This is a genomic window from Methanomassiliicoccales archaeon, from assembly GCA_013415865.1.
Classification (GTDB): domain Archaea; phylum Thermoplasmatota; class Thermoplasmata; order Methanomassiliicoccales; family UBA472; genus MVRC01.
The window spans coordinates 734,687-758,895 of sequence record CP058896.1; the positions used below are offsets into that span (position 1 = coordinate 734,687).

30 protein-coding genes are annotated in these 24,209 nt (G+C 54.8%); 7 read left to right on the forward strand and 23 right to left on the reverse strand.

What is annotated here, in order from left to right; all coding sequences use genetic code 11:
- From HPY73_03570 to HPY73_03620, 11 genes are read right to left on the reverse strand one after another with little or no spacing between them, the layout of a single operon-like run.
- Positions 1-1,542, reverse strand: a complete 1,542-nt coding sequence (locus HPY73_03570; protein ID QLH75643.1) for an NADH-quinone oxidoreductase subunit M — start codon at positions 1,540-1,542, stop codon at positions 1-3.
- Positions 1,543-1,552: 10 nt separating this feature from the next.
- On the reverse strand, positions 1,553-3,643 hold the full coding sequence (gene nuoL, locus HPY73_03575; GenBank protein QLH74618.1) for an NADH-quinone oxidoreductase subunit L: 2,091 nt from the start codon (positions 3,641-3,643) through the stop codon (positions 1,553-1,555).
- Between the two features lies 1 nt (position 3,644).
- A complete protein-coding gene (nuoK, locus tag HPY73_03580) occupies positions 3,645-3,959 on the reverse strand; it encodes an NADH-quinone oxidoreductase subunit NuoK (protein QLH74619.1) in 315 nt (104 codons plus the stop codon).
- Positions 3,959-4,228, reverse strand: coding sequence for an NADH-quinone oxidoreductase subunit J (locus HPY73_03585; GenBank protein QLH74620.1), 270 nt, complete (start codon positions 4,226-4,228; stop codon positions 3,959-3,961). The genes nuoK and HPY73_03585 overlap by 1 nt, the downstream gene beginning before the upstream one ends.
- Positions 4,221-4,493, reverse strand: coding sequence for an NADH-quinone oxidoreductase subunit J (locus HPY73_03590; protein ID QLH74621.1), 273 nt, complete (start codon positions 4,491-4,493; stop codon positions 4,221-4,223). The genes HPY73_03585 and HPY73_03590 overlap by 8 nt, the downstream gene beginning before the upstream one ends.
- Position 4,494: 1 nt before the next feature.
- Entirely contained in the window at positions 4,495-5,256 is a 762-nt protein-coding gene (locus HPY73_03595; protein QLH74622.1) for a 4Fe-4S dicluster domain-containing protein, read from the reverse strand.
- Position 5,257: 1 nt separating this feature from the next.
- On the reverse strand, positions 5,258-6,379 hold the full coding sequence (nuoH, locus tag HPY73_03600) for an NADH-quinone oxidoreductase subunit NuoH (GenBank protein ID QLH74623.1): 1,122 nt from the start codon (positions 6,377-6,379) through the stop codon (positions 5,258-5,260).
- A 6-nt stretch (positions 6,380-6,385) separates the two neighbouring features.
- On the reverse strand, positions 6,386-7,471 hold the full coding sequence (locus tag HPY73_03605) for an NADH-quinone oxidoreductase subunit D (protein ID QLH74624.1): 1,086 nt from the start codon (positions 7,469-7,471) through the stop codon (positions 6,386-6,388).
- Complete coding sequence (locus HPY73_03610) at positions 7,468-7,938, reverse strand: NADH-quinone oxidoreductase subunit C (protein QLH74625.1); 471 nt, start codon at positions 7,936-7,938, stop codon at positions 7,468-7,470. The genes HPY73_03605 and HPY73_03610 overlap by 4 nt, the downstream gene beginning before the upstream one ends.
- Positions 7,939-7,947: 9 nt before the next feature.
- Positions 7,948-8,508, reverse strand: a complete 561-nt coding sequence (gene nuoB / locus HPY73_03615; GenBank protein QLH74626.1) for an NADH-quinone oxidoreductase subunit NuoB — start codon at positions 8,506-8,508, stop codon at positions 7,948-7,950.
- A complete protein-coding gene (locus tag HPY73_03620; GenBank protein QLH74627.1) occupies positions 8,499-8,882 on the reverse strand; it encodes an NADH-quinone oxidoreductase subunit A in 384 nt (127 codons plus the stop codon). Before HPY73_03620 ends, nuoB begins: the two co-directional genes overlap by 10 nt.
- A gap of 187 nt (positions 8,883-9,069) precedes the next feature.
- Between HPY73_03620 and HPY73_03625 the strand changes: the two genes are divergently transcribed.
- Entirely contained in the window at positions 9,070-9,594 is a 525-nt protein-coding gene (locus HPY73_03625) for a type 1 glutamine amidotransferase (protein ID QLH74628.1), read from the forward strand.
- 80 nt (positions 9,595-9,674) lie between these two features.
- Positions 9,675-10,478, forward strand: a complete 804-nt coding sequence (gene proC / locus HPY73_03630; GenBank protein ID QLH74629.1) for a pyrroline-5-carboxylate reductase — start codon at positions 9,675-9,677, stop codon at positions 10,476-10,478.
- A gap of 3 nt (positions 10,479-10,481) precedes the next feature.
- Here the strand turns inward: proC and HPY73_03635 are convergent, their stop codons facing one another.
- On the reverse strand, positions 10,482-10,958 hold the full coding sequence (locus tag HPY73_03635) for a nucleic acid-binding protein (protein QLH74630.1): 477 nt from the start codon (positions 10,956-10,958) through the stop codon (positions 10,482-10,484).
- A 65-nt stretch (positions 10,959-11,023) separates the two neighbouring features.
- On the opposite strand from HPY73_03635, the gene HPY73_03640 reads away from it, so the two are divergent.
- Entirely contained in the window at positions 11,024-11,284 is a 261-nt protein-coding gene (locus tag HPY73_03640; GenBank protein QLH74631.1) for a hypothetical protein, read from the forward strand.
- Here HPY73_03640 and HPY73_03645 read toward each other — a convergent pair.
- Genes HPY73_03645 through HPY73_03665 form a run of 5 tightly spaced genes read right to left on the reverse strand, consistent with a single transcriptional unit; the run spans position 11,256 to position 13,960 of the window.
- The gene (locus tag HPY73_03645; GenBank protein QLH74632.1) at positions 11,256-11,909 is read right to left on the reverse strand and encodes a 7-cyano-7-deazaguanine synthase; all 654 of its coding nucleotides are present in this window, start codon (positions 11,907-11,909) and stop codon (positions 11,256-11,258) included. The two genes, HPY73_03640 and HPY73_03645, sit on opposite strands and share 29 nt — an antisense overlap.
- A gap of 1 nt (position 11,910) precedes the next feature.
- The gene (locus tag HPY73_03650; GenBank protein ID QLH74633.1) at positions 11,911-12,084 is read right to left on the reverse strand and encodes a hypothetical protein; all 174 of its coding nucleotides are present in this window, start codon (positions 12,082-12,084) and stop codon (positions 11,911-11,913) included.
- 47 nt (positions 12,085-12,131) lie between these two features.
- Entirely contained in the window at positions 12,132-12,671 is a 540-nt protein-coding gene (locus HPY73_03655; GenBank protein QLH75644.1) for an exosome complex RNA-binding protein Csl4, read from the reverse strand.
- A gap of 17 nt (positions 12,672-12,688) precedes the next feature.
- Positions 12,689-13,300, reverse strand: coding sequence for a methyltransferase (locus tag HPY73_03660; protein QLH74634.1), 612 nt, complete (start codon positions 13,298-13,300; stop codon positions 12,689-12,691).
- A gap of 24 nt (positions 13,301-13,324) precedes the next feature.
- The gene (locus HPY73_03665; protein QLH74635.1) at positions 13,325-13,960 is read right to left on the reverse strand and encodes a helix-turn-helix domain-containing protein; all 636 of its coding nucleotides are present in this window, start codon (positions 13,958-13,960) and stop codon (positions 13,325-13,327) included.
- Positions 13,961-14,258: 298 nt separating this feature from the next.
- On the opposite strand from HPY73_03665, the gene HPY73_03670 reads away from it, so the two are divergent.
- Genes HPY73_03670 through HPY73_03680 form a run of 3 tightly spaced genes read left to right on the forward strand, consistent with a single transcriptional unit; the run spans position 14,259 to position 18,045 of the window.
- Positions 14,259-15,713 (forward strand): hypothetical protein, encoded by a 1,455-nt coding sequence (locus HPY73_03670; GenBank protein QLH74636.1) that lies wholly within the window; start codon positions 14,259-14,261, stop codon positions 15,711-15,713.
- A gap of 32 nt (positions 15,714-15,745) precedes the next feature.
- Entirely contained in the window at positions 15,746-17,242 is a 1,497-nt protein-coding gene (locus tag HPY73_03675) for an FMN-binding glutamate synthase family protein (protein ID QLH75645.1), read from the forward strand.
- The gene (locus tag HPY73_03680; protein QLH74637.1) at positions 17,242-18,045 is read left to right on the forward strand and encodes a hypothetical protein; all 804 of its coding nucleotides are present in this window, start codon (positions 17,242-17,244) and stop codon (positions 18,043-18,045) included. The genes HPY73_03675 and HPY73_03680 overlap by 1 nt, the downstream gene beginning before the upstream one ends.
- Before the next feature lie 2 nt (positions 18,046-18,047).
- Here the strand turns inward: HPY73_03680 and HPY73_03685 are convergent, their stop codons facing one another.
- From HPY73_03685 to HPY73_03700, 4 genes are all read right to left on the reverse strand, one after another.
- Entirely contained in the window at positions 18,048-18,491 is a 444-nt protein-coding gene (locus HPY73_03685) for an Lrp/AsnC family transcriptional regulator (GenBank protein ID QLH74638.1), read from the reverse strand.
- 127 nt (positions 18,492-18,618) lie between these two features.
- Positions 18,619-19,704: a hypothetical protein gene (locus HPY73_03690; protein QLH74639.1), complete on the reverse strand. Its 1,086-nt coding sequence runs from the start codon at positions 19,702-19,704 to the stop codon at positions 18,619-18,621.
- A 58-nt stretch (positions 19,705-19,762) separates the two neighbouring features.
- Positions 19,763-20,380, reverse strand: coding sequence for a hypothetical protein (locus HPY73_03695; GenBank protein QLH74640.1), 618 nt, complete (start codon positions 20,378-20,380; stop codon positions 19,763-19,765).
- Positions 20,381-20,447: 67 nt separating this feature from the next.
- Positions 20,448-21,521: a hypothetical protein gene (locus tag HPY73_03700; protein ID QLH74641.1), complete on the reverse strand. Its 1,074-nt coding sequence runs from the start codon at positions 21,519-21,521 to the stop codon at positions 20,448-20,450.
- Between the two features lie 507 nt (positions 21,522-22,028).
- Between HPY73_03700 and HPY73_03705 the strand changes: the two genes are divergently transcribed.
- Positions 22,029-22,571: a heme-binding protein gene (locus HPY73_03705; protein ID QLH74642.1), complete on the forward strand. Its 543-nt coding sequence runs from the start codon at positions 22,029-22,031 to the stop codon at positions 22,569-22,571.
- 7 nt (positions 22,572-22,578) lie between these two features.
- On the opposite strand, the gene HPY73_03710 is transcribed toward HPY73_03705, so the two are convergent.
- Together HPY73_03710 and HPY73_03715 are read right to left on the reverse strand one after the other, a co-directional pair.
- Positions 22,579-23,124 (reverse strand): HEAT repeat domain-containing protein, encoded by a 546-nt coding sequence (locus HPY73_03710; protein QLH74643.1) that lies wholly within the window; start codon positions 23,122-23,124, stop codon positions 22,579-22,581.
- 53 nt (positions 23,125-23,177) lie between these two features.
- Positions 23,178-23,861, reverse strand: coding sequence for a helix-turn-helix domain-containing protein (locus tag HPY73_03715; GenBank protein QLH74644.1), 684 nt, complete (start codon positions 23,859-23,861; stop codon positions 23,178-23,180).
- Positions 23,862-24,209 lie beyond the last annotated feature (348 nt).

Sequence of the window (24,209 nt, forward strand, 5' to 3'; positions counted from 1 at the left end):
TCAGAAACCTCCCATGAGGACCTTGGTCACGGCCGGCGTGATGTAGTCCAATATCAGTGCGGGCCATATCCCGAACAGCACTATGAAGAACACCAGCACCGCCAGCGGCGCAGCCTCGTACCAGGAGACGTCATGCAGATGCTCCAGGTCGATGTCCTTCGTGAGCGGACCGAAGAGGACGCGCTGCATGGCCCAGATATAATAGGCCGCGGTGAGCGCGACCGACATTATCGGGACCAGGAGAAGCCAGTCGAAGGCCTCGAACGTCGATACGAATATCGCGAACTCCGCGATGAAACCGACCAGGCCTGGCAGCCCGAGGGATGCCATGAAGCCGATCATCATGAACGTCGCCGCGACGGGTATCTTGGCGGCAAGACCTCCCAACCTTGGTATCATCCTTGTGCCGGTCTTATGCTGGACGACACCGCACATCATGAAGAGGACGGCCGTGATAAGGCCATGAGCGAACATCATGAAGACGCCGGCGGCAAGACCTATCTCGGTGAAGGTCGAGAAGGCGAGCATGACCCCGCCCATATGGCTGATGGAGGAGTAAGCGACCATCTTCTTGATGTCCTTCTGGGCGATGCACATTATGGCCCCGTAGATCATTGACAGGACACCTAGCACTATCATGACGACCTGCATATCGCTGAAGCCTTCGACAAGGCCTCCATAAGCGCCAGCGTCCAGGTCCCAGGCGCCATGCAGACTGGGCAATGATATCCTGATGATACCATAGGACCCCATCTTCAGCAAGAGGCCTGCCAGCAGCACCGACCCTGCGGTCGGGGCCTCGACGTGCGCGTCGGGGAGCCAAGTATGCACAGGGACCATGGGCATCTTCGTTATGAAACCGATGAGCAGCGCCGCGAAGATCGATGTCTGCAGGGCGATGCTGAAATCACCCGAGACGGTGGCGATCGCCTGCATGTCGAACGTCCTATAGCCAAGGGCATTCGATGCCTCGAAGTAAAGGGCGAAGATACCGATGAGCATCACAAGGGATGCGACGTGCGTATAGATGAAGAACTTCAGGGACGCGTAGTCACGACGGGGCCCTCCCCATATCGCGATCAGGAAATACATCGGGATCAGCACGACCTCCCAGAACACATAGAACAGGAAGTAGTCGAGCGCCATGAACACCCCGAGCACGCCGACCTCGAGCACGAGCATGAGGCCCATGTACTGGCTGGTCCTGGTCTCGACATCCCAGGAGAACAATATAGCCAGGAAGCAGAGCAGGGCGGTCAGCCAGACCATCGGGACCGATATGCCATCGACGCCGAGGATATAGTTTATCCCGGCCGCTTTTATCCACTCATAGCTCTCACCATACTGGTACTCTCCAAAGATTTCCTTACCGAGGGCAAAGAACTCCAGCATGAGGAGCGAGGCCAGCACCAGAGTGGCAGCTGAGGCCCCCAATGCGATCATCTTCGATATCTTGGCCCTTGGTCCGACCATGAAGGCTGCCAACGCCCCGATGAGGGGCAGGACCAACAATAGGGACAGTATAGGTACATTTTCCAACATCATGATCACCTCAAGGACTAAGGTCCACCCCCATCACTGACAGTAGAAGATACATAAGCAGCATCAGGACCACCGCACCGCCCACCGCTATCCCGGCATAGGTCTGCACGAACCCGGTCTGGACCTTGCGCAGCCCCCTCCCGGCCTTCAGGCTGACCCTTCCGATGCCGTTGACGATGCCGTCGATTATGTTCCTGTCGAACCAGTCGAGCAGCAGCGAGAACCCGTACACGACCTTGAGACCGAACTGGTCGTATCCCTTGGTGAATCCGTAGCGGGCCAACAGCATGTTGTAGAGCGGTCGTATCGCGGGCCTGTTGACGATGGCCGCCACATCGATCCTCTTCTTGTAGAAGGCCATATATGCAAGGAATATCCCACCGGCCGCTATCAGTATGGACACATAGGTCAGGACGCTCGTGAACACCTTCTCCAGTATCTCGACGGAGGTCTCATGTATCGGCTCCTCGAAGAAGACTGTTCCATAGAACGACTCGCCGAAGAAGAACAGCGCCGCCATTCCTGAGAACAGAGCCAGGACCGCGAGCAACATCAAAGGAACCGTCATCACCTTCGGGGTGTGCTCCTTGAACCTGCCCGCCTTGGCGTGACCGTGCTCCTTGCCATCATGTCCCTCATGATGCTCTCCGTGGGCCGTGGCGTGCTTCGTCGCAGACCCCTCGGGACCAGTGAAGGTCAGGAACCACATGCGGAACATGTAGAATGCGGTCATGAAGGCCGTGGCGACCCCCATGACCCAGAGCAAAGCGAATATCCAGTTCGTTGAACCAGCCTCAAAGACCGTCGCCAATACCTCATCCTTGCTCCAGAAGCCGCTCAATGGAGGGATACCGGCGATCGATAGCGCGCCGATTAGCATCACCAGGGAGGTTATCGGCATGTACTTGCGCAGTCCGCCCATCTTCGCCATCTCTTCGGTGTGGACATAGTGGATGACCGCACCCGCGCTGAGGAAGAGAAGGGCCTTGAAGAAGGCGTGGTTCATCAGATGGAACATTCCGGCGGAGTAGCCCAGGATGCCTTCCTCGGTGTGTCCTTCTGCAAGGAGATAGCCCCCTGTGCCCAAAGCCAGGAACATATAACCTAGCTGGCTGATCGTAGAGTAGGCCAGGACACGCTTGATGTTCGGCGAGTTCAAGGCCATCGTCGCAGCGATGAACGCAGTGACCCCTCCTATGACCGCTATGAATATCAGAACATCTGGTACGTTGAGATGGGCGTTCTCCACCAGCAGCGGGAACATCCTCGCCACCAGGTAGACGCCCGCCTTGACCATCGTCGCTGCATGGATGAGCGCGGAGACGGTTGTCGGGCCTTCCATCGCATCAGGGAGCCAGTCGTGCAACGGGAACTGTGCGCTCTTACCTATCGCACCGCCGAACACGAAGAACACGCCCCACATGAGCCAGGTCTGGTCCACGGCAGCTATGGCCGCTGGGTCGAATATCTCGCTGAACGAGAGGCTCTTGAACGACCAGAATAGTATTATCAGGCCGATCATGAACATCACGTCACCGACACGGGTGACGAGGAAGGCCTTCTTTGCCGCAGACGCTGCGGAAGGCTTCTCGAACCAGAACCCGATGAGCAGGTATGAACAAAGACCTACGAGCTCCCAGAATATGAACAGCTCAAGGAAGTTGTTGGCAAGGACCAGCCCGAGCATGACGCCGACGAACAGCGATATCTCGGTGAAGTATCTCCTGCGCCTCTCTCCCTCCTCATGCATGTATCCGACCGAATAGATCACCACGAGGGTCGCAACGAACGAAACCACTATGAGCATCAGTGCGGTCAGGGCGTCGATATAGATGCCCAGCTCGAATGAGTAGCCGCTGCCCAGCTCTACCCACTTGAACGACTCCTCAAAGTAGGCGCCTTCCGCATGTTGCGGCAGGTTGCCGGTCAATGCCCCGAAGGCAACCATGAGAGAAAAGACCATCGCCGACCCGACGAGCGCGATCGCGACGACCCCGCCCTTGTCCTTCATCTTCTTCCCAAGGAATCCGACGATCAGGAACGATATCAGCGGTAAGAGCGGTATGACCCACGCTAGCTTGAAGATAGGCTCAAAGTCCATTTTACCACCTCAGTATTGAGAGGTCGTCGACCTCGACGGTGTCCCTAAGTTTGTTCAGGTTCAACAATATCGCAAGACCTATCGCGACCTCTGCGGCGGCCAGACCTATCGAGAACAAGGCCATGACCTGTCCGGTCGCATCGTTGTTGTAAACTGAGAAGGCGACCAGGTTGATGTTGGCCGCATTCAGCATCATCTCTATGGACATCAGGATGATGATCGCGTTCTTCTTGATGAGCACGCCCGCCACCCCGATGAGGAACAGGGCCGTGGACAGCATCAGGAACCAGCTGATCGGTATTGAGGTCGTGTCCATCACTCATCCTCCTCCTGTGCGATGAAGACCCCGCCCATCATGGCAGAGAACAGTATGAGGGCGAGCACCATTACCACCACCCCCCACTGCGTGAACAGCAGGTTGCCGATGGACTCGGTCATGTTGGAGAGTATCGGATATGTGCCGATCTCGCCGAGACCGGCCCATTCGTATATCGTATATAATATCGTCACCGCCAATAGGCCGACGACGACCAGCTTTGCGATGGTGGAGCCTAACGGGCCTGTTTGGAATCTGGTCTTACTCACAGGCACCACCTCCCATGAGCCTGCGCTTCGTGAGCATAACCCCGAACAGGATCAGGACGTTGATCGCGCCCACGTAGACAAGGATCTGTATGAGCGAGATGAACTCTGAGTTCAGGAACAGATATGTAATCGCCACGCCGACAAAGGTAAAGGCCAGGAACACCGCGCTCCGGACTATCTCCTTCGTTACGAGCACTGAGATCGCAGCGCCGACCGTAAGGCCGGCGAACACCATGAACGTAATAGGGGCCAGGTCAAAAGCCATCTCACATCGCCTCCTTCATCGAAAGGCAGCTCTTCGGGCACACTTCGACGCACTGCTCGCAAGAGACGCACTTGTTGTTGTCAAAGACCGGTCTCTTCACCGGCTTGTTGGTCTTCGGGTTCACCTCGCCGGTGTCGGCCATAGTTATCGCTCCGACCGGACAGGTCTTGGCGCAACGCTGGCAGCTGATGCACTTCTTCGGGTCCAACTCGACGGTGTCCTTGATGGCCATGTCGCCCTTGTCATGAGATTCGGTCTTCCCGGCCTTGAGCTCTGACGGGGTGATCATCGGCGAATGGACCTCATATCCGGGCTTGTGCTCATACTGAAGCTTGAAAGGGTCGAACATGAGGTCAGACCTGGTGTATGCCGCAAGCTCGAACTCTGGCGTGACCATCATCGCATTGGTGGGGCAGACCTCTGCACAATAGCCGCACATCATGCATCGCGCGACATATACCTGGGGCCTGTTCACCTTTCCCAAGGTGGGATGGTCAATAGGCACCATCTGGATGCACTGGTTCGGACAGATCTTCACGCACTTCTTGCATTCAATGCATTTCTCGAGCCGGATGCCCGGGCGTCCACGGAAACAGTCGGGCATGATGAGCTTTTCCCACGGGTACAATATCGTGTTCGGACGGTTGATCGTCGTCCTGACAAGGGTCCTGAACACCGCGACCATCGGGTCCCCGATATACAGCCGGGGCTTGAGCTCCTTCCTGCTCCTGTAAGTTGTACGCTTCTTGACTTCCTCGGCCATCTTACCAACCTCCAACCGAGTAGACTTTGATCAGCACGACGACCACCAGGTTGATGACCGCCAAGGGAAGGAGACGCCTCCACCCGATCTTGAGGATCTGGTCGGTCCTGATACGGACCATAGCGGCCCTCACCCATACCATCATGAAGAACAGGAAGAAGGTCTTCAAGAGAAGCCAGACCGCACCTGGAATAGGCTCAGGTCCCAGCCAACCGCCGAGGAACAATATGGCGAACAGCGCACAGACGATATACGCCCTGATGTAGTCACATAGCATGATGAGGCCCCAGCGGAAACCTCCATATTCCGTCTGCCACCCCTCGACGAGCTCGGCCTCCGCCTCGGGAAGATCGAACGGGACCCTCTCGACCTCTGCGATACCGGCCACGAAGAATGTGAGCGCGCCGATGGCCAATGGGACCAGCAAGATTATGTTATCGTTCTGCCAGTTGACTATCTCTACAAAGTTCAAAGACCCGGTCATGACGACGAGCGACACCACGACCAACAACATCGGCACCTCGTATGCGATGAGCTGGGCGGCGGCACGCATGCCTCCTATGACGGTGTATTTGTTGTTGGACGCCCACCCGCCTATAAGTATGGCGAACGGGGCCAAGGAGAACACCGCAAGTCCCAGCAATAATGCCAACGGTACGTTGACGGCATAGAACTCATCGTCCCATGGGACGAGCCCCATCAACATCGCCGACGTGGCGATGATGAGGACGACCGCCCATGTGTACACCTTTTGGTCGGCATCGCGGGGTATGATGATCTCCTTAAGTAGGGTCTTGATCCCGTCCGCGAAGTTCTGGAACAGACCTAATACGCCCACCTGGGTACCACGCCTGTCCATGAAACGCCCGAGAAGCTTTCTTTCCATCCATATGACCGTGAGGCCTGCGAACAGGAACACGAAGACGAAATATATGACGGCCACGAGCAGGTAGGATACAAATGTGACGAACTGGGGGTCGACCAAGAACTGCTTGATCGGATAGAAGAAGCTGCCTTCATCGATGCCGATGAATCCCAGGACCCTCCCTACTGCCCAGAGCAACCAAGATACCAAGCTGAACATGAACGTGTAAATGGTGGAGAAATCAAGGTCGATGTTCATTTTTGATCACCTGTCCGTCTCTCCAAGGCACATGTCGATCGAACCCATGATCGCGGGGACATCAGCGACCTTCTCTCCAATGAGCATGACAGGGGCAGCAGAGACTGATACGAATATCGGACTGCGCACCTTCAGCCTGTAAGGCTGGTTCGTCCCATCGCCGACGACATACATCAGGCCCTCGCCGCGCGGGTCCTCGACGTGCGCGAAGGCTGTCTTCTTCGGCGCATTCCTGGGCGCCTTGACACGCACCGGGCCAGGCCTCATCTTTTTGAACGCCTGACGGATGATGTTGCAGGACTCCTGCATCTCCCTCATCCTGACGCGATAGCGCGCATATGAGTCCCCTTCCTGCTCAACGCATACCTCGAAATCGACCTCATCATATTTCTCATAGGGGTCGTCCCTCCTGATGTCGAAATCGACGCCCGAGCCGCGCATGTTCGGGCCCGTGACACCTAGGTTCATGGCGTCCGCCTTTGAAAGGTATCCGGTATTCTCCATCCTCATGCGGTAGGATACCGTCTTGTCACATAGCGCCTCATATTCTGTCTTTAACCTCTTCTCGAATAGGTTCAGCACCCTCAATGTGTCCCTCTCGAAGTTCTCTGGCAGGTCGTTCCTGACCCCTCCGATGCGCGGATAATTGTATGTCATCCTCGCCCCGGTGAGGTTCATCAGCTGGTCAAGGAACAGCTCCCTCTCCCTCATGCAATATAAGAAAATGGTGTATGAGCCTAGGTCAGTGCCCACTGCGGCCAACCACATAAGGTGAGAGGCGATGCGCTGCATCTCGCAGACAATGACCCTGATCCATTGGGCCCTTTCTGGCACCTCTACATCCATGAGCTCTTCGATGGTCCTGCAATAAAGGTGGCTCCAGGTCATCGATGACCCATAGCATAGACGGTCGGCCATCGGGATGATCTGCTGGAAGTCCCTTGCCTCGACCATCTTCTCCCAGCCGCGGTGCAGGTAGCCTATGACCGGCTGGGCCTCAGTGATCTTCTCACCATCCACCTTGACCCTGAGGTTCCACAGCCCATGCGTCATCGGGTGCTGAGGACCCATGTTCATCCACATCTCGGTCATGATACCCTCCTCCCTGGGTTGAAGTCCTTCCTGAGCGGGAAGAACTGGAAGTCGTCGGCCATCAAAAGCCTCTCCAGCTTCGGGTGCCCGACAAAGATGATCCCGAACATATCGTAGGTCTCCCTCTCATGCCAATTGGCCCCTCCCCATAGAGGGGTGATGGAGTCCACCTCAGGCTTATCCTTGGAGATGTTGTCGACCACGATCTCAGCGACCACCTTGTTCTGATAAGATGAAATGTGATGTACCACCTGGAAGTGGGTCTTCATGTCCACCCCGCAGGAGCAGCTAACATGCTCGAAGCCCAGCTCGTTCTTCAGCTTCTTGCAGAGGTCCAATAGAATATCTTTGCTTATCGTGAGGAAGATGCGCCTGGGGGCGACCTCTATGCTCGTGATGCCCTGTGGGAAGGCGCTGTTTATCGCCTCCGCGATCTGTTCCTCGTTCATCCTGGAAGTCTCGGTCATCTTCTCACCTCAGTCCAGGAACGTTCCCTTCTGCTCCGCTGTTATCTTGCGGTTGAGCATCAGGAATGCGTCTATCATCGCCTCCGGGCGGGGCGGACAGCCCGGGATATAAATGTCGACCGGTATGAAGGTGTCCAGGCCCTGCACGACATTGTATGCGTCATACCAGGGTCCTCCAGAGACCGCGCACTCTCCCATGGCCACGACCCACTTGGGTTCAGGCATTTGCTCGTAGAGCCTCCTCAACGAAGGACGTAGCTTTTGGGATATCCAGCCATTGGCGAGCAGCACATCGCATTGCCTTGGGGAGGACCTATAGATAAGTCCCAGCCTTTCGGCGTCCCATCTGCAGGCGGAGGCGGCGGCCATCTCAAGGGCGCAGCAGGCGATACCGAAGTGCAGAGGATAGATGGCGTTCCTCTGCCCCCATGCCCATATCGGGGCGGTGATCCCGTCCACCACTTTCTTCACTCCGGAGGCCCTCAGCGTCTCGGTGACAAAGTTCTTGGACCATATCTGGAATTCCTTTGCGGTCATCGCGATCGCATGCGGTGCGAGGCTTAGATCCATAGTATCTTCTCCTTTTTGATCGCGTAGTACACCCCTAGGAGCATGATGCCGGTGAAGAAGGCAGCAAAGACCAGGGGCAGGTTGTTCAACAGATTGTCAGGATCGATCCCGAACGAGTCAAAGGCCAAAGCCCAGATCAATAAAAATACAGTCACGATGTCGAACACCACGAAAATGATTGCGTAGATATAGAATTGGACATGGAACTGGATCTGTGCTTGTCCGATAGGCGTTTCGCCGCACTCATAGGTGCTGTCCCGTAACGTGGTGTACTTCGTGGGTCGGAAGAACCGAGACACGTAGAACGCCAACACCGGGAACAGCAACGAGACGAGCGCGAAGAGTGCAACCGGATAATAATCGTCTACGAGCATTGCATCCCGAATAATGTAACCTTATATAAATTGAACGCAGAAAAGACCATCGGAACTGCCATTAATTATCGTTTATTCTTGGAATGATGGCTCTCAAAATGAGGATATTGAATTCTACTATCTGAATAAAAATATGTCGGGCGTGATCTAAAAGCATTATGAACCCCTGCCTCCCTTATTATCAATAATGGAAACAAAGGGCGTGTCGGACAAGATAGCGATCTTGGTCGAGGACGATTATGAGGACCTCGAGCTCTGGTACCCATATTATCGGTTGAAAGAGGCATGTTATGTTCCGATCATCGTTGGTCCAGGAACCAAGAAGGTCTACAAGAGCAAACATGGCTATGAGGCGGTGGTGGACCTTGACGTCGACAAGGCAAAGTTCAATGACTTCGTCGCTGTGGTGATCCCTGGAGGATTCGCCCCGGACAGGATCAGAAGACATCCTCACATGAACGAGTTCGTCAGAAGGATGTTTGACTCGGGAAAGTTGGTCGCCGCGATATGCCATGGGCCATCGGTCCTGGTCTCGGCGAATATCCTCAAGGGAAGGAAGGCAACTTGCTTCCATTCGATCAAGGATGATATCATCAATGCTGGTGCCAGATTCATCGATGATGAGGTGGTCGTTGACAGGAACCTTGTGACGTCCCGAAGGCCGGAGGACCTTCCGTCCTTCATGAAGGCGATCCTATCGCTCCTGGAGTGAACGGGACATGCAGTGGTTATATATCGTGTTGGGCATATGGCGGTCCACGGAATGTCCACATCGCTAGGGGAGATATCAAGATGAAGATAGGATTCTTAGGGGCCGGCAACATGGCAGAGGCCCTCATGAAGGGGCTTATGGCAGCGAAGCTCGCCGATCCAGAAGAGCTAATAGCGAGCGAGATCTGGGGACCAAGGAGAGAGTTCATCCATAAGACCTATGGAATTAAGGTGACAGATAGCAACCCTGAGGTCGTGCGTTCCGCGGACGTTGTCATATTGGCCGTGAAACCACAGCAGGTGCCAGATGTCATGAGGGACGTCAAGGCCGACATGGACGGCAGACACCTTCTTATATCGATCGCGGCGGGAGTGAAGATCTCCACCATCGAAGGCATGTTGGACCCGGCGGTGAGGGTGGTGAGGGTCATGCCGAACCAGGCCTGCCTGGTCGGGGCCTCCGCCTCCGCCTTTTCGAAGGGGAGGTCGGCCACGAAGGAGGACATGGCCCTGGTACAGAGGATCTTGGATTCAGTGGGCATAGCATATCCTGTCGAGGAAAAGCTCCTCGACGCGGTCACCGGCCTGAGCGGGTCGGGCCCCGCCTACGTCTACATGATGATCGAGGCGATGGCGGACGGGGGGGTCCTTTCAGGCCTGCCGAGGGATGTGGCGGTCATGTTGGCCGCGCAGACCCTTCTCGGTTCGGCGAAGACGGTCCTCGAGACGAAGAAACATCCAGGGGAGCTGAAGGACATGGTCGCATCTCCCGCTGGTACGACGATAGAGGGCATCAGGGTGTTGGAGGAGGGGGGCTTCCGTGGCCTTATCATCGATGCCATAGAGGCCGGCGCCAAAAGGTCTGCTGAGCTAGGGTCCAAGTGATGACTATTTTCTCTTGCCCTTGTAGGTCTTGAGCTGGCCCCCGCATATCGGACAATCAGGGAGGTCGTCCTGATAGACCTTGCCGCATCCAGAACATCGATGTTTCCATTTTATCACCTTCTTGATCCCTCCGGCCCCGATCGGACGATAAGGCACCGCAAGGACCTCTGAGACATTCTGTATCGAATAATCATCTGTCCATATCTCTCCCCCGATCTCAAGCGCCAGGGCGATGAGCTCTCGGTCAGTAGGAGAAAGTCTGGACATATCACCTGTCGTCCTTGCCGCCTCCTCTACAGGCACCATCGATGAAAAAGAGGGAGATGCCACCTTCAGCTTGTGCTCTAGGAATGCTGCCCTCCTGTCACCGTACTTATCAAGCTCCTCAAGCACCGCATAGGTGGTATATGCCTCGATCCCTGTTGGGATGTCCTCCATCGAGAAGAGGGCAGAGGTGTCCAGAACGACCTTTCTTTTCATACCAGATTCTCGTCATTAACTGCGCTCATGTTAAATACAACTTTTCCTGTCGCCATTCGGATAAGATGAACATCGTTGTCGACCCTGAGGTCGTTGAGTTCGTCAAAAGGTCCAGTGAGGACCAGCGTCTTTCGACATCGTGCTCGGGACCCATCATCATCCCGATATCCATCAAGCCACCGAAGGAGAGCGACCTGAGGATAAAGTGCGGCGACCGCACATTGTTCATATCCCGTGTGCAGGCCAGATATATCAATAGGATAACTAGCTCGATGATCTACGACCCCGAGGAGGGGCTCAGCTGTTCGATGTATCCAGAGCTCTGATGTCCTTCATGTTGTTGACGGCATAGGAGATCATCTCCTCGATGTCCACCTTCGCCTCCTCAGATATGACATTCTCCTCAGATGCCATGGTCACCACGTGGTCGGGCAGGACCGTACAGGCCTTCCCTTCTATCCCTGAGATCGAGACCTCGTAGGTGCCGATCCTCTTAGCTATCGCCTCAATCTCAAGCTTGTCAAGACCTATCAAAGGCCTTAGCACAGGGAAGCCAAGACCGGCCTGTTCAGACCTGATGTTCTGAAGGGTCTGAGATGCCACCTGGCCGAGCGATTCTCCCGTGACTATCGCAACCGCACCGTACCTCAGTGCCACCGCCTTGGCCACCTTCAGCATCAATCTCTTGCAAAGGACGCACTGATAGGACCTGGTGCACATGCGGGAATTGATCTCCTGGTTCCTTCCATGCGGGGCGAAATAGAAATCCACTTTTCCACCGGAGGAACTGCCGACGATCTTGGCCAACCTTGCAGCCTTTATGACGCTCCCCTCAGACGAGTAAGGCCTGTTGTCCATATGAAGGGCCATGACCTCAACGCCCTGGCGCGCCATCATGTATGCCGCGACCGGCGAATCGATGCCGCCGGACAATAGCGCAACTACCTTCATCTCAGTTGTTCATCCTGGGGATTTCCATTCCATTGGGGAACAGACCGATCCCTTCCTCTTCATCTTCCGCCTCGGTGATCATGCTGAAGAGCACTCCAACGATCTCCTTCATCTGCCTGATCTCCTCGCGGAGCTCCCGGATCTCCTTGACAAGATCCTCATGGTCTTTGTCCATTCTACGCCCCCTTTTCAACCGTCATCGACAGAAAAATGTTTCATCGGTCAGAACTCCACCGAGGCATAATCATCGGCGAGCTTCCTATAGTCCGACCTCTCGCAATTGTTGCAGTATAGGCCCTTCTCCGTTCTGAGCAGGGGATGCCTGCACTTCCTGCAAAGGGCCTTGATGACGCCAAGATGGGGCCCGGCCGTTGTGAGCTGGATCGATGGCCTTGTCTGTAGGACCTTTGCTCTTATTATGTCGCTCGGCCTCATCTCTTTTGTGGCATCCTGGACATAGTCCTGCGACATCTTTGATACATGGATCGTGCCGTTGGTGTCCCCGGTGATCTCTCGCTTTTTCCCTTCCACGGCGACAACGTCGCATATCGCCATGGATGCTCGGACGTCCGTGACGACGCAGAAGACGTGGTCCCCTTGCTTCAGATTGGTCATTGGGTTCTTTGCCTTGACCGTTGCCGTCCTTTCCTCGTTGTCGAGCTCAAGCTCTCCATATAGGGCGGCATAGATCTTACCGTCCTCTTCGTACGTCCCCTCTGATGGGATATATTCTTCTACCTCGGCGACCTCCTCGCCGGGAATCACCCTCCTCTTCTCTTTCATAATGGCTCACCGCATCTGCGGAAACATAGGAACGAAACGTCAAAGCTCTTCCTTGATTTCCTGTGGAACGCGAATGTATGAGGGATGTCAAATTTAAACCTTTTCTGGAACTCTATCACGAACCCTCTCTCGCTGGCATATTGCGCCAGGAAACCGATGGTCTCGCTCATATGCAATGAATAGACCACGTCGGCGACGGCCATGGCCTTGTCGAGGAACGGCCTGTCCGCATTGCGGTTCTGAGAGCCGAAAGGTGGGTTCTGCAATACTGTATCCACCCTGCCCTGGAAGCATCCCACATCCCCCTTCATCAGTTCGATCTCCACCCCGGCGGCCAGGGCGTTGTCCCTCGCGATGGCGAGTGCCCCTTCGTCCAATTCGACACCGATGACCCTGGTCGCCCCCATAAGGGCGGCGCCGACCGACAAGACCCCGGTACCGCATCCGAGGTCCAGGACCGTTCTGCCTTCGATATCGCCTCTGGCATATGCGGTGAAGACCATCTCGGCGGCTATAGTGGCCGATGTGGGGTATTGCTCGAGGTCCGCCCTGGGACGCACGAAGGGCCTCACCTTTTGCAATTCCATTTCCAGCTCTTTCTTTTTCATATCGATGGCGACCTGTCTCAAAGCTCATTGGTTCAGGCCCAGGTTCAGGAAGTCCGCGCTCGTAAGGATCCCCACGATGGCGCCCTTCCTCGAAATTAGGATGGCCTCCTCCCTTTGAAGGTGGAGAGATGCCACATCGATCGGTGTGTCCTCGCTGAGGATCGGGAACGGCTCTCCCATCATCTCCTCGACCCTTGTCCGCATGACCTCTTCATAGGTCTTTGTCCTGTTTTTGGTGGCCTCTATGGTATAATCCCTGAGCCTGTCATCGGTGAGGGCCCCTACGACCTTCTCTCCGACCATGACCGGCAGTTGCGTGAAGCGGCCCTTCATCATTTTCTCCGTCGCCTCACCGATGGTCTGGTCAGGAGAGACGCTGACCACACCCTTTGTAGCAAGGTCCCCGACCGTGAGCTGACCGCCCGACCTCACGCCCTCTGTCTTCCTCTTCCTTATCACGTCCTCGAATGCGTAAAGGATCTTCCTCACATTGCTATATGATGGGTCGATGCTCCCTCTCTCTATCTTTGCGATGAGGGATTGGCTCACCCCCGCGAGGCTTGCCAGTTCCCTTTGGGAAAGGTTGAGCCTTTTCCTCATCTGCCTTATCTTGTCCAGGTCCGGGAGCTGAGGCACAAAGGTCATTCTGTTGGACGACATGGGGCAACGCCTGTTGCGGCTGTTATGGGCCGTGAATGACTTAAGTCTATTGACCCAGTTCTCTTGATGAGGTCCCCATAGGAATCGCCCCCGGTAGTTCGTTGATGTATGGACATGATTAGATAAATGACCTAAAAAATCGAGAATGTCATCGAAAATCACAACATTTTAACGAATTTAGTATTCAATTTCAAATATTATATGCGAAATGTTCATCTAATGATTTCCTGCCTTTCTGTGAAATGAAAATGCTAAAATAATACCGTTTATGTAATGCGCCCTGCGCGGACATCGCTCGATGGGCTCGGATGAAGGCCTGTGGGGAAGCGTGCATCTCCACATAAGGGCCTCTTCGAGGCTGTCAGGGCTGTACGCGGCCAAGGCCTTCATGATTTGGCGTAAGCTCTGGTGCCCTCTACACCTTAGCGACGCCCAAAGGTTGAGGGCAAGGAAAAGCTGTGGAGCGATGGATATCTCTAACAAGGGACCGATAGGGCGTTTGACATCGAAAGATACGAAGCAGACCGATGACAGAGGTTTTTCAGATCAAAGTTTGAACGGGCTTCGAGATTATCCCCTAGGCTCAGTGCGATATGTGGCCACCAGACCGCCCGGGCTTAGCTATCAGATGGGCGGATGCGGTATCGCTGCATTGATCTCCCTGGATGGAAGGCCCGTCGCGGGAGACAAGATACGCTCCATGCTCACCATCATGGAGGAGAGAGAGAACGGGCTTGGGGCCGGTTATGCCTGCTATGGTCTGTTCCCGAAGAACAGGGAGGACTATTGTATGCAGTTCTTCTTCGACGATGAGGATGCCAAAGCGAAGGTTGAATCTCTCCTCGGTGAGCACATGTCCATAATGAGGGACGAGAAGGTCTTCACCAGGAAGGTCAAGACACTGAGACCTCCCTATCCTATTGTCTGGCGATACTTCTGCCAGCCCAGGAGGTCTAAGGAGGCCGTGGGCGGAATGGACCCTGGGGAGGAGGACCATGTCGTGAACCTCGTCATGCATATCAATGATCAGGTCGACGGTGCCATGTGCATCTCGAGCGGAAAGGACATGGCGGTGTTCAAGGGGAACGGGTACTCCTATGAGATAGCGGAATTCTATGACCTCCCTAGGTATAGTGGTACCCTATGGACATCCCATTCCAGGTTCCCAACTAACTCGCCAGCATGGTGGGCTGGCGCCCATCCTCTGTCTTTGATAGATTGGAGCGTCTGCCATAACGGTGAGATCACATCTTATGGCGTGAACAGGAAAATGGTCGAGATGGCGGGATATAGATGCACGGTTATGACCGACACCGAGGTCGTTGTCTACATGTGGGACCTTTTGGTGAGGAGACATAAGCTCCCAATATCGGCCGCGGCCTTCGCCATGGCCCCGTGGACCTATAAGGAGATAGAGCTAATGGACCCAGAGAGCAGAAGGTTGGCGATGTGGCTCAGGTTCACGTACAGGGAGGCGTTCCTGAACGGCCCGTTCAGCATACTCGTCGCCAGAGGTCAACCGGTCCCCACGCTGATCGCTCTAGCGGACAGAAAGAAATTGCGTCCCTTGCTCGTCGGGCAGTCTGAAGATAATAGACTTGCTTATTGCGCCAGCGAGGAGTGCGCCATAAGGATGGTCGATGAGACCGCCAGAACATGGCAGACCAACGCTGGGAGCCCATTTGTGGCCCAGGTCGGCAAAGGCATTCTGAGGGACGGCAGCGAGCATCCTTTCAAGGTGGTGAGGGAATGAGCCAGACCGGACCAAAGAAGATAGATATAAAAATGCCAGAAAGGTTCGTACCGGTCATAAACTACAACACCTGCCGCGTCTGTAAAAGATGTGTCAATGAATGCTCATATCAGGCTTTGGACTTTAAGGACGGAAAGGTGGTGCCGGCCGGTGGGTGCGTCGCATGTGGAAGATGCATCTCTGTCTGCCCAGCCAGTTCCATGGAGATAAGGACCGTGCCCAGCCAGTTCCCGCCTCATGGCAATTGGACCGAGAGGATCAGGCGAGGCATCTATGCTCAGGCAGGGAGCGGAGGGGTGCTACTCTCTTCCTGCGGGACCGATGGGGATCATCCTGTCATTTTCGATGACCTTCTCTTGGACGCGGCCCAGGTCACCAACCCCTCTATCGACCCATTGAGGGAGCCGGTGGAGACGGTAACGCTGCTCGGAGGGAGACCTGGCAAGGTCGATGTCTCAGAGAACGGGGTGATGCGCCTTGAGGGCGGTGAAAAGCCCATCGTTGTGATGGACATGCCTTTGATGATCGGGCATATTTCACTAGGTTCGGTCTCATATAACACTCAGAAGTCATTCTTTATGGCGGCAAAGGAGCTCAATATCATAGCTGGAAGCGGGGAGGGCGGTCTGCATCCAGACTTCTATCAATATGCCGACCACATCTGCACCGAGATCGCCTCTGGAAGGTTCGGTATCAATCCTGAATATCTGAAGAAGGCCGCCGCGGTGGAGATCAAGATAGGGCAGGGGGCGAAGCCGGGTCATGGCGGTCACCTTCCTGGCGAGAAGGTGACACCGCTCATATCTCAGACAAGGATGATACCCCTGGGCACGGATGCACTGTCGCCTTACCCTCACCACGACATCTACAGCATCGAGGACCTGGCACAATTGATATCGGTGACGAAGGAGGCGGTGGAGTACAATAAGCCAGTGGGTGTTAAGATCGCTGCCGTCCATAACGTCGCCGCCATCGCGTCAGGGGTCGTTAGGGCAGGTGCGGATTTCATCACTATAGACGGTTTCAAGGGAGGGACCGGCTCATCGATGAGGGTCATCAGGGACCATGCAGGTCTGCCCATCGAGGTGGCCGTGGCGGTCGTCGATAAAAGGCTCACGGACGAAGGGCTCAGGAACAGGGTCACCGTGTGCGCTGGAGGGGGTGTCCGCTGCAGCGCCGACATGATCAAGGTCCTCGCCCTCGGAGCGGACGTGGCCATGGTCTCGACCGCCCCGATGGTCGCTCTGGGATGCAGGGTATGCCAACAGTGCCACCGAGGTCTCTGCTCCTGGGGCATAGCGACCCAGAGGGAGGACCTTATGCAGCGCCTTGACCCTGAGGTAGGGGCACAGAGGGTCGTTCGACTGTTCAGTGCCTGGAACGAGGAGCTGAAAGAGGTCATGGGTGCCATGGGGATCGATTCCGTAGAAAGCCTGGTCGGTAACCGTGACAGGCTGAGATACCAAGGGCCGAACCCTAAGATAGCGGAGATCATGGGCGTCAAACATATCGGTGAGGGGTGGGGCTGATGGGGCTGAGGAGGAGACCTTTGTCCGATCTCATAACATCCTGCAACGGCGTGTCGATCATAAATGCCAACAGGAACGGGAGACCAGTGCACTTCAGGGAGCTCAATGCAGCCATCAGGGAGGCGATGGAGCTTGGGTCAAAGCGCATTGTGATAGAGAATGTCACAGGGCAGAGGTACATCGCCGCCACAGCCTCAAAGAAGGACCTTTATATTGAGGTCCACGGGACCCCTGGTAATGATCTTGGGGCGTTCCTGGACGGACCGACCATCGAGGTCTTCGGCAATGCCCAGGACATGATGGGTAATACCATGAACTCCGGGAAGATCATCGTGCATGGTAATGCCTGGGATGTGACCGGCCTATCCGCAAGAGGAGGGAAGATGTTCATCCAGGGAAGCTCAGGCTACCGCGTCGGCATACATATGAAGGAGTATGGTGAGACGAGGCCATATCTTGTCATCGGCGGGACCGCCAAGGACCACCTTGGCGAGTACATGGCCGGCGGTACCATACTGGTCCTGGGGATCGGTTCCGGTGCTGGGTCGCCGGTGGGCCTCAACATTGCCTCTGGCATTCATGGAGGTCGCATCTTCGTGAGGGGAAAGGTCTCCGAGGAACAGCTCGGGGCCGGCGCGATGATCGCTGAGATCAAGGATGAGGAAAGGAAGGAGGTCGAGGACCTTGTCAAAGAGTTCAGGACCTACTTCAAGGTGGAGGTCGGGGATCTGGAAGAGATGACAATGATAGTCCCCGCATCGTCAAGACCGTTTTCCGGTAAATACGACAAGACGAACATCTGAGGTCAGAAGGACGCCTGTCCCTGGACGGATTCGAGGACTATTCGTAGCTCCACATCGCACAGCCCCATAGGTACGAGATGTTGGAAGACCGTCTCCTCAAGGGCCCTGTTGTCCACCGCATTGACCCTTATCAGCACCCTCCTGGGACCGCTTACCTGGAGGAGCTCCTTGACACCCGTCACCTGCTTCATCTTCCTAAGGTCCTCGACCCCTTTGCCCTCTTTGAGCTTCGCCAACACTATGGCGTCAGCCTTAATGCCCATCCGCTCGTTGTTGACCACTGCAAAATATCCTAGTATGACCTTGTCATCCTCAAGACGCCTTATCCTGTCACGTACAGTCGAGGGGGAGCGGCGAAGCTTCTTCGCTATATCATTATAGGTCATCTTCCCATCGGCCGCCAGCAACCGTAGGATCCTTTTGTTCATCGGATCGACGTTGACCATTGTGGCCTCCCCTATCTTTACTCCGCCAAGAGCGCATTTCGAAATATTAACGGAAAATCTATAATAAATTGACGTTTTTAGCGACGTGATCGCTGTTCATTCTATACTGGCAATTAACGTAACGCCGTTATTTCCTGAAGTGGTCCGGCCTTTCAGGGTCCGGCCGTATCGCCGAGTCCAAGTATGAGCGTACCGTCGCGCCGATAGATATTGACGCGTCCTTGAGCGCCCTCTCCATCACCGTTTTTATCTCCACCGGAGGGGCCATTACCCTGGCATTGAGTATGACCGAAAAGCGGCCCTCAGCATATCGGCCTCCCTTTATGCCATCCACCTGGACCGAGTCTGCGACCAAGCTCATCTTCAATGATGCCGAAGGAGATGTCATCACCAGTTTGACATGACCGGTCCTGTCCCCCCCGAATGTCTCCCCCACCTTTTGCATTATCCTCATGGAAAGGTCATATAGGTCAAGCCGGCCGGCCTCGAGCTCTGCTGTGCCCGAATACCATCCCATCGACGCCTTCTCAGTGGCAAAGAGCCTGTTGTCCACGCCCAGTGCGGCCTTCGATGAGGTCTCATTTGATAATACGACCTCGGCCAGCTCTCGGATGCCTGTACCCATCCTCGCACTGGCGGACAATATCTTCGCTCCCGGAACCTCCTTACCGATCTTTTCCGCGGCAAGGGCAAGGGTGTCACTGTCGACCATGTCTGTCTTTGTCAGGACCACGACCTCGGCCTCATGCACCTGGTGCGAAGGGATGATCCTGCCCCCTCCGAGCCCGAACGTCTGGGCCCGGGCAAGGACATCAAAGGCCCGGGAGCTGTCCACCACTATGAACAGGGGGGCGACCTCGAACTCCTCAGGATACATCTCCCTGAGGGGCACGACCACCGAGGAGAGGATGTTGGTCGAGGTCCCGATGGGCTCTGCGATGATGATGTCGGGCCTCTCCATATTGACCAGGCTTCTCGCGCTCTTGATGAAATCATCGAAGTGGGAGCAGAAGCATCCCCCGAGGACCTCCCTGACATCGACGCCTGCATTCTTCATGTAGGCCGTATCGACAAGAGCGTTCCCTTGGTCATTAGTGATCACAGCGACGCTCTTACCATGCTTCGATCTGAGCTCTCTTGCCAATGCTGCGGCCAAGGTCGTCTTTCCAGCACCGAGGTATCCGCCCAATATGAGGAAGCGTGTTCTTTGCATCAGAGCACTCCGGACAGAGCGTAAACCCCGTTAATAGATAAAAATGATCGCCTGCTCCCTACCGGACCTCGATGAATCTCTTGGTGAGCGCGCAATGGTCGCAAGGGATCTCGACAGAACATGTCGAACCTCCGGGTATACCTCTGAAGGCACAAATGATGGCCATGTCCAGGAGCCTGAAGGGAGGTTTCCTTCCATTGGACATCAACAAGGCCATCTCCGTCTCAGACAAAGAGGTGGAGCAGCAACCTCCCTGGACACCGTAGGAGACGCATCTCCTGGCCTCATGCGGTGTGCACACATCGCATCTGACCCCTACCTTGTGCAATGGACCGAAAAGGTTCGCGAGCGGGTCCACCAGGAAAATGGCGTTGTCCTTGCCCAGAGATATGAAGACTGTGTCCGGATAGGTCGGCTCTATGAGCTCCATCCTGGTCCCCCGCACCTTCTGCTCCTCTTTGACCAACCAGAAATCCTTCAGGTGGTTATTCAGCTGATAGACCAGCTGGTGATATCCGACCCGGAGATGGTCTGCCAGCTGCTGCTTCGTGATGGGACCGCTCCTCGTCATGACATAAAGTGCTTTCAGGATGTCCTTCCGCATCGCGTGGTTGACGATCGAGGTATAGGTCTCAGGGTCGATGTATTGGATCTCTATACGGCAATTGCTAGGCACTGACCTATAACACTTTTAAATCAAATATTTAATTTTCGCTCAGATCGGTAAGACCGGGAATACATGTTTAGCCGGACATCCGGTGGGTCGGATTTGGCCTGGACGGTGAAAAACAATCATCATTGAAGCCCTCCATAGCTATGCCCATCTGTTGCATGCTCCTCTGCACTGCCCACCTCATCACTTCCCGTAGCTTCTCTGGTGAGGAGACGATGCGGGCGTTGACCGTCATGACCACGTCCCCCTCTGCATAGCGAGAGCCTTTTACAACATCGACCGTGATGTTGTTCAGGACAGTGCTCATCTTCACAACGTTCCTAGGGGATTCTATCAGCACCTTGGCGTGGGCTATGTCCTCAGTGCTGTATTTCTCCACGACCCCGTGCATGATCCTGGTCGCAAGATCATATGAGTCCACCTTCTCGGTCGCTGAGAATCGGTACGTGCCATTGTACCATCCAAGTTCCGCCTCTGCCTGTGCATATACATCATAATCGATGTCGACCGGGGACTTGTTGCTCACCCTGTCCGAAAGTATGACCGATATCACCTTGTCCAGCCCTTTCCCCGTGATGGCAGAGTATGTGATGATCTCGGCCTTTGGGTTTATCTCATTTATGACATACTTGAGCTCTTCCAGCTCTTCGGCCGTTATCTTGTCCACCTTGGAAAGGACGACATGCTCGGCCTCCATTATCTGGTGCCTGCGCAGGTAATCCCCTATCCTCTGGACGTCGAATCCCTTGGACATCACGCGTTCTGAGTCCACCATTATGATCAATGGGGCGACCGTGAACTCTCTAGGGTATAGCACTTTCAACGGTGCCACCACTGTTGCCAACAGGTCCGTGCATGAGCCGACCGGCTCGGCCAATATGACCTCAGGACCATGCTTCCCGACAAGGTTCCTGGCTGAGACCATGAAATCAGGGAACCTGCAGCAGAAGCATCCTCTGAGCACCTCGGCGGTCTCGATGCCCATCGCGCTGCTGTATCTTGTATCGACCAAAGCCTCTCCCTGGTCGTTCGTGATTATGGCGACGTTGCTGCCTTTTTCCACCAGCGCCTTCGCGATCTTGTTTATGATGGTGGTCTTTCCTGCTCCCAAAAATCCTCCGATGATCGCGATCCTGGTGGCCATCTTATAACACCGTTACCTGGCTGAAACCGATTGTTAGGATAAATGTTTTACCCATGGCTCAAATATTATAATTGCGAAAGTAGAGATGATCAGAGGGCCTGAGCATGTCAGATGTCGGGGGACCTCATCTGACATGGCAGACCCTGACAGGACCATGACCACCTTTCATCTGTACTTGCATCTGTCCCGCTTCAAAGACCCATCGGTCCAACACAATGCCTTTTTCATCGGATCAATACGTAAATATGCCCCTTGATTTTGAGATGGGTTGCGTTCAGAGAAGCGTCGGGCTTCTTGGTTTTCTCTCGAGACCGTCATCATACCTTCATGATCACATCATCGGCCTGCTAGGCTTTCCAACAGCATGGTTGGAGGGGGGTTGAGCGGGGGTCTCATGAATTGACGGGAGCCATATTATCGGGCGTTGGGCGTTCCCGATGACTTCCTACAAGCTCATGGACCATATCGGACCCTTATGTCATCGTAGATAGTTTGAATAGGAAGGTGGTGGAGTTGTTCATCATGGTCGAGCGGGCGCACTATGAGATACTTGGTAGGATCGGTGAGCTTGAGGTCAGAAGATATCCTGAGCTTGTGACCGCCAAGGTCTTCGGGATGAGCGAGAATGTTGCCTTCTCCCTTCTGTTCGATTACATCTCTGGCAACAACAGATCGAGGGCAAAGGTCGAGATGGTCTCACCGGTCCATTCGGAGGTGACGGGCATGAGGGTGCCCATGACGGCGCCGGTGGTCGACGAGGATGGGGGTATGGCCTTCATCCTTCAGGCCGGCATAACTATAGAGAGCGCACCTCGACCGCTAGATGAAAGGGTCAAGCTTCTCAAGGTCCCCTCACGGACCTTGGCCGTATTAAGGTTCAAGGGCGTCGCAGACCAAAGGAGGGTGGACGAGATGACCGGAAAGATGTTGGGGGACCTTGCAAAGGCCAACATTGTGATCAAAGGGCGCCCCATCCTTATGCGCTATGACCCTCCTTTCAAACCTGGTTTTCTCAGGAGGAACGAGGTCGCGGTCGAGATCGGATGGTGATTTGCCTTCACTCGAAACCTATCTCTTTGAACCTTGAGATGGCCCACTCAGCACCTTTTCTGACAAGCTGGCTTTCGTCGTTTAGTAGCGTTTTGAGAAGGGCCAAGGAATCGTTCCTGCCTACGCCCACCCTCTCGGCGAACCTTCCCAATGCCCACGCTGCCATGGCCCTTACCTCGGCGGTCTCGTCCTTCAAAAGGAATGTCAGATAATATGGTGTGCATAGCTCACAGACCTCGAACCCTGCCATCTCTCCCAATGCCCAGGCGGCGTTCTCCCGCACCTCGGGGTCCTTGTCCCTCAACAGCTCATGCAAGATAGGTATTGAAGACCCGTCCCCGACCTTCTTGAGCGCGTGCTTCCCTAAGATGAGAAGGGCCTCTTTCTTGATCTCCTGGTCCTCGCTCATCAAAAGGTCGTTCAACGGCCCGATGGAGGAGATGTCCATGCGCCCGTCCTTGACCACCGATGAGAGCGCGGCCAGGGCCCTCAAGATCGTCTCCCTGTCCCCTGACCTGAGGTCTTGGTTGATCGTTCCGATTTCCGGGTCCATGGTCTGATCCTCTTGAGGTAAATCCCCTCCAGGAGATTAAGTTATGCAGTGGATCATGGGGACTTTGTCACGAGCATGGCAGGCAGTGCGTTCCTAAGAAGGCGGTACTCTGCTTTCCTCAGGTGCTCGGCGAGGGTAGACCTTGATAGGCCGACCTTGGCCGCCAGCTCATCGGCAGTGATTCTGGCGGGTTGGTCGAAATACCCCTCATCGTATGCTAGCCTGAGGAGGTCCAACTGCCTCTTTGTTATGTCCTGATGAAGGGAGCTCGCCGGTATGAGGGAGCCGTTGCAGAGGTCGTTTATCTCCTTCTCTCTGATGGACAATAGCTCTATCTTGATCCCCTTTTCCTTCGCCGCCCTCACCAATCTCTCTATGTCTGATTTTTTCAGAGCATATACTGTGAAATGTTCCCATCCCCTCTCCAGCACAACAGGCTGGAGATACCAGCAGTCAGAGCGTGTGATGATCTCGTTGATGCTCTCTTTCTTGGGCGTGTTCAGTTCATACATTATCTCTAACCGGGCCCCCTGTCTGGCCTTCTTGATGTTCTTGGAACAGAACCCCAGTTCCCTTTCAAAATCCTCTATGTCCTCCACATCCTTCGATTCGACCAGCATGACACAGCTGACCTCGTTGCACCAATAGTTGATACGGCAATCGGGGTGCTGTGCGGTGAATATATGGAAAGAGGAACCTTCATCGACCTTGATCCTTGCCTCGATGTTCGACGTCATACCAATCACACAGCGCATTAGCGTTCAAAATATATATTACCGCCCTAAGGCGGGTAAAACACAAAGCTCCAAGATGTGATAGTGTTAATTGAGACAGATGATACCTTATGTGGCGGGGAACGCACACTATCGACCTATCAGGACCTCGGAGCTGCGATCATACCTTCGTCAGGAGGGCCTTGGCTATTCAGATGTGGTAGGAACACACCAAAGCAATAATCCACCGGACCGGGTGATGAGGGGTCCCTTGAAGAAAAGAGAGGTGATGCCGTCGATCGAATGAGCGATGCCAGGTCATCAATTGGCGAAATATTTTTTTTATTTTTTATCTTAATTTATTAATTATAT

What these genes read in the sequence shown, in the direction of transcription:
- HPY73_03620 (QLH74627.1), bottom strand. Translation starts at nt 8,882, where the DNA reads ATGCTCGTAGACGATTATTATCCGGTTGCACTCTTCGCGCTCGTCTCG.
- HPY73_03645 (QLH74632.1), bottom strand. Translation starts at nt 11,909, where the DNA reads ATGAAGGTAGTTGCGCTATTGTCCGGCGGCATCGATTCGCCGGTCGCG.
- HPY73_03660 (QLH74634.1), bottom strand. Translation starts at nt 13,300, where the DNA reads ATGAAAAAGAAAGAGCTGGAAATGGAATTGCAAAAGGTGAGGCCCTTC.
- HPY73_03690 (QLH74639.1), bottom strand. Translation starts at nt 19,704, where the DNA reads ATGCAAAGAACACGCTTCCTCATATTGGGCGGATACCTCGGTGCTGGA.
- HPY73_03570 (QLH75643.1), bottom strand. Translation starts at nt 1,542, where the DNA reads ATGTTGGAAAATGTACCTATACTGTCCCTATTGTTGGTCCTGCCCCTC.
- proC (QLH74629.1), top strand. Translation starts at nt 9,675, where the DNA reads ATGAAGATAGGATTCTTAGGGGCCGGCAACATGGCAGAGGCCCTCATG.
- HPY73_03625 (QLH74628.1), top strand. Translation starts at nt 9,070, where the DNA reads ATGGAAACAAAGGGCGTGTCGGACAAGATAGCGATCTTGGTCGAGGAC.
- nuoH (QLH74623.1), bottom strand. Translation starts at nt 6,379, where the DNA reads ATGAACATCGACCTTGATTTCTCCACCATTTACACGTTCATGTTCAGC.
- HPY73_03710 (QLH74643.1), bottom strand. Translation starts at nt 23,124, where the DNA reads ATGGACCCGGAAATCGGAACGATCAACCAAGACCTCAGGTCAGGGGAC.
- HPY73_03650 (QLH74633.1), bottom strand. Translation starts at nt 12,084, where the DNA reads ATGGACAAAGACCATGAGGATCTTGTCAAGGAGATCCGGGAGCTCCGC.
- HPY73_03715 (QLH74644.1), bottom strand. Translation starts at nt 23,861, where the DNA reads ATGACGTCGAACATCGAGGCAAGGATCAAGGTCGATGAAGGTTCCTCT.
- HPY73_03685 (QLH74638.1), bottom strand. Translation starts at nt 18,491, where the DNA reads ATGGTCAACGTCGATCCGATGAACAAAAGGATCCTACGGTTGCTGGCG.
- nuoK (QLH74619.1), bottom strand. Translation starts at nt 3,959, where the DNA reads ATGGACACGACCTCAATACCGATCAGCTGGTTCCTGATGCTGTCCACG.
- HPY73_03665 (QLH74635.1), bottom strand. Translation starts at nt 13,960, where the DNA reads ATGTCGTCCAACAGAATGACCTTTGTGCCTCAGCTCCCGGACCTGGAC.
- HPY73_03605 (QLH74624.1), bottom strand. Translation starts at nt 7,471, where the DNA reads ATGACCGAGATGTGGATGAACATGGGTCCTCAGCACCCGATGACGCAT.
- HPY73_03590 (QLH74621.1), bottom strand. Translation starts at nt 4,493, where the DNA reads ATGGCTTTTGACCTGGCCCCTATTACGTTCATGGTGTTCGCCGGCCTT.
- HPY73_03680 (QLH74637.1), top strand. Translation starts at nt 17,242, where the DNA reads ATGGGGCTGAGGAGGAGACCTTTGTCCGATCTCATAACATCCTGCAAC.
- HPY73_03670 (QLH74636.1), top strand. Translation starts at nt 14,259, where the DNA reads ATGGGCTCGGATGAAGGCCTGTGGGGAAGCGTGCATCTCCACATAAGG.
- HPY73_03640 (QLH74631.1), top strand. Translation starts at nt 11,024, where the DNA reads ATGAACATCGTTGTCGACCCTGAGGTCGTTGAGTTCGTCAAAAGGTCC.
- HPY73_03610 (QLH74625.1), bottom strand. Translation starts at nt 7,938, where the DNA reads ATGACCGAGACTTCCAGGATGAACGAGGAACAGATCGCGGAGGCGATA.
- HPY73_03700 (QLH74641.1), bottom strand. Translation starts at nt 21,521, where the DNA reads ATGGCCACCAGGATCGCGATCATCGGAGGATTTTTGGGAGCAGGAAAG.
- nuoL (QLH74618.1), bottom strand. Translation starts at nt 3,643, where the DNA reads ATGGACTTTGAGCCTATCTTCAAGCTAGCGTGGGTCATACCGCTCTTA.
- HPY73_03635 (QLH74630.1), bottom strand. Translation starts at nt 10,958, where the DNA reads ATGAAAAGAAAGGTCGTTCTGGACACCTCTGCCCTCTTCTCGATGGAG.
- HPY73_03595 (QLH74622.1), bottom strand. Translation starts at nt 5,256, where the DNA reads ATGGCCGAGGAAGTCAAGAAGCGTACAACTTACAGGAGCAGGAAGGAG.
- nuoB (QLH74626.1), bottom strand. Translation starts at nt 8,508, where the DNA reads ATGGATCTAAGCCTCGCACCGCATGCGATCGCGATGACCGCAAAGGAA.
- HPY73_03675 (QLH75645.1), top strand. Translation starts at nt 15,746, where the DNA reads ATGCCAGAAAGGTTCGTACCGGTCATAAACTACAACACCTGCCGCGTC.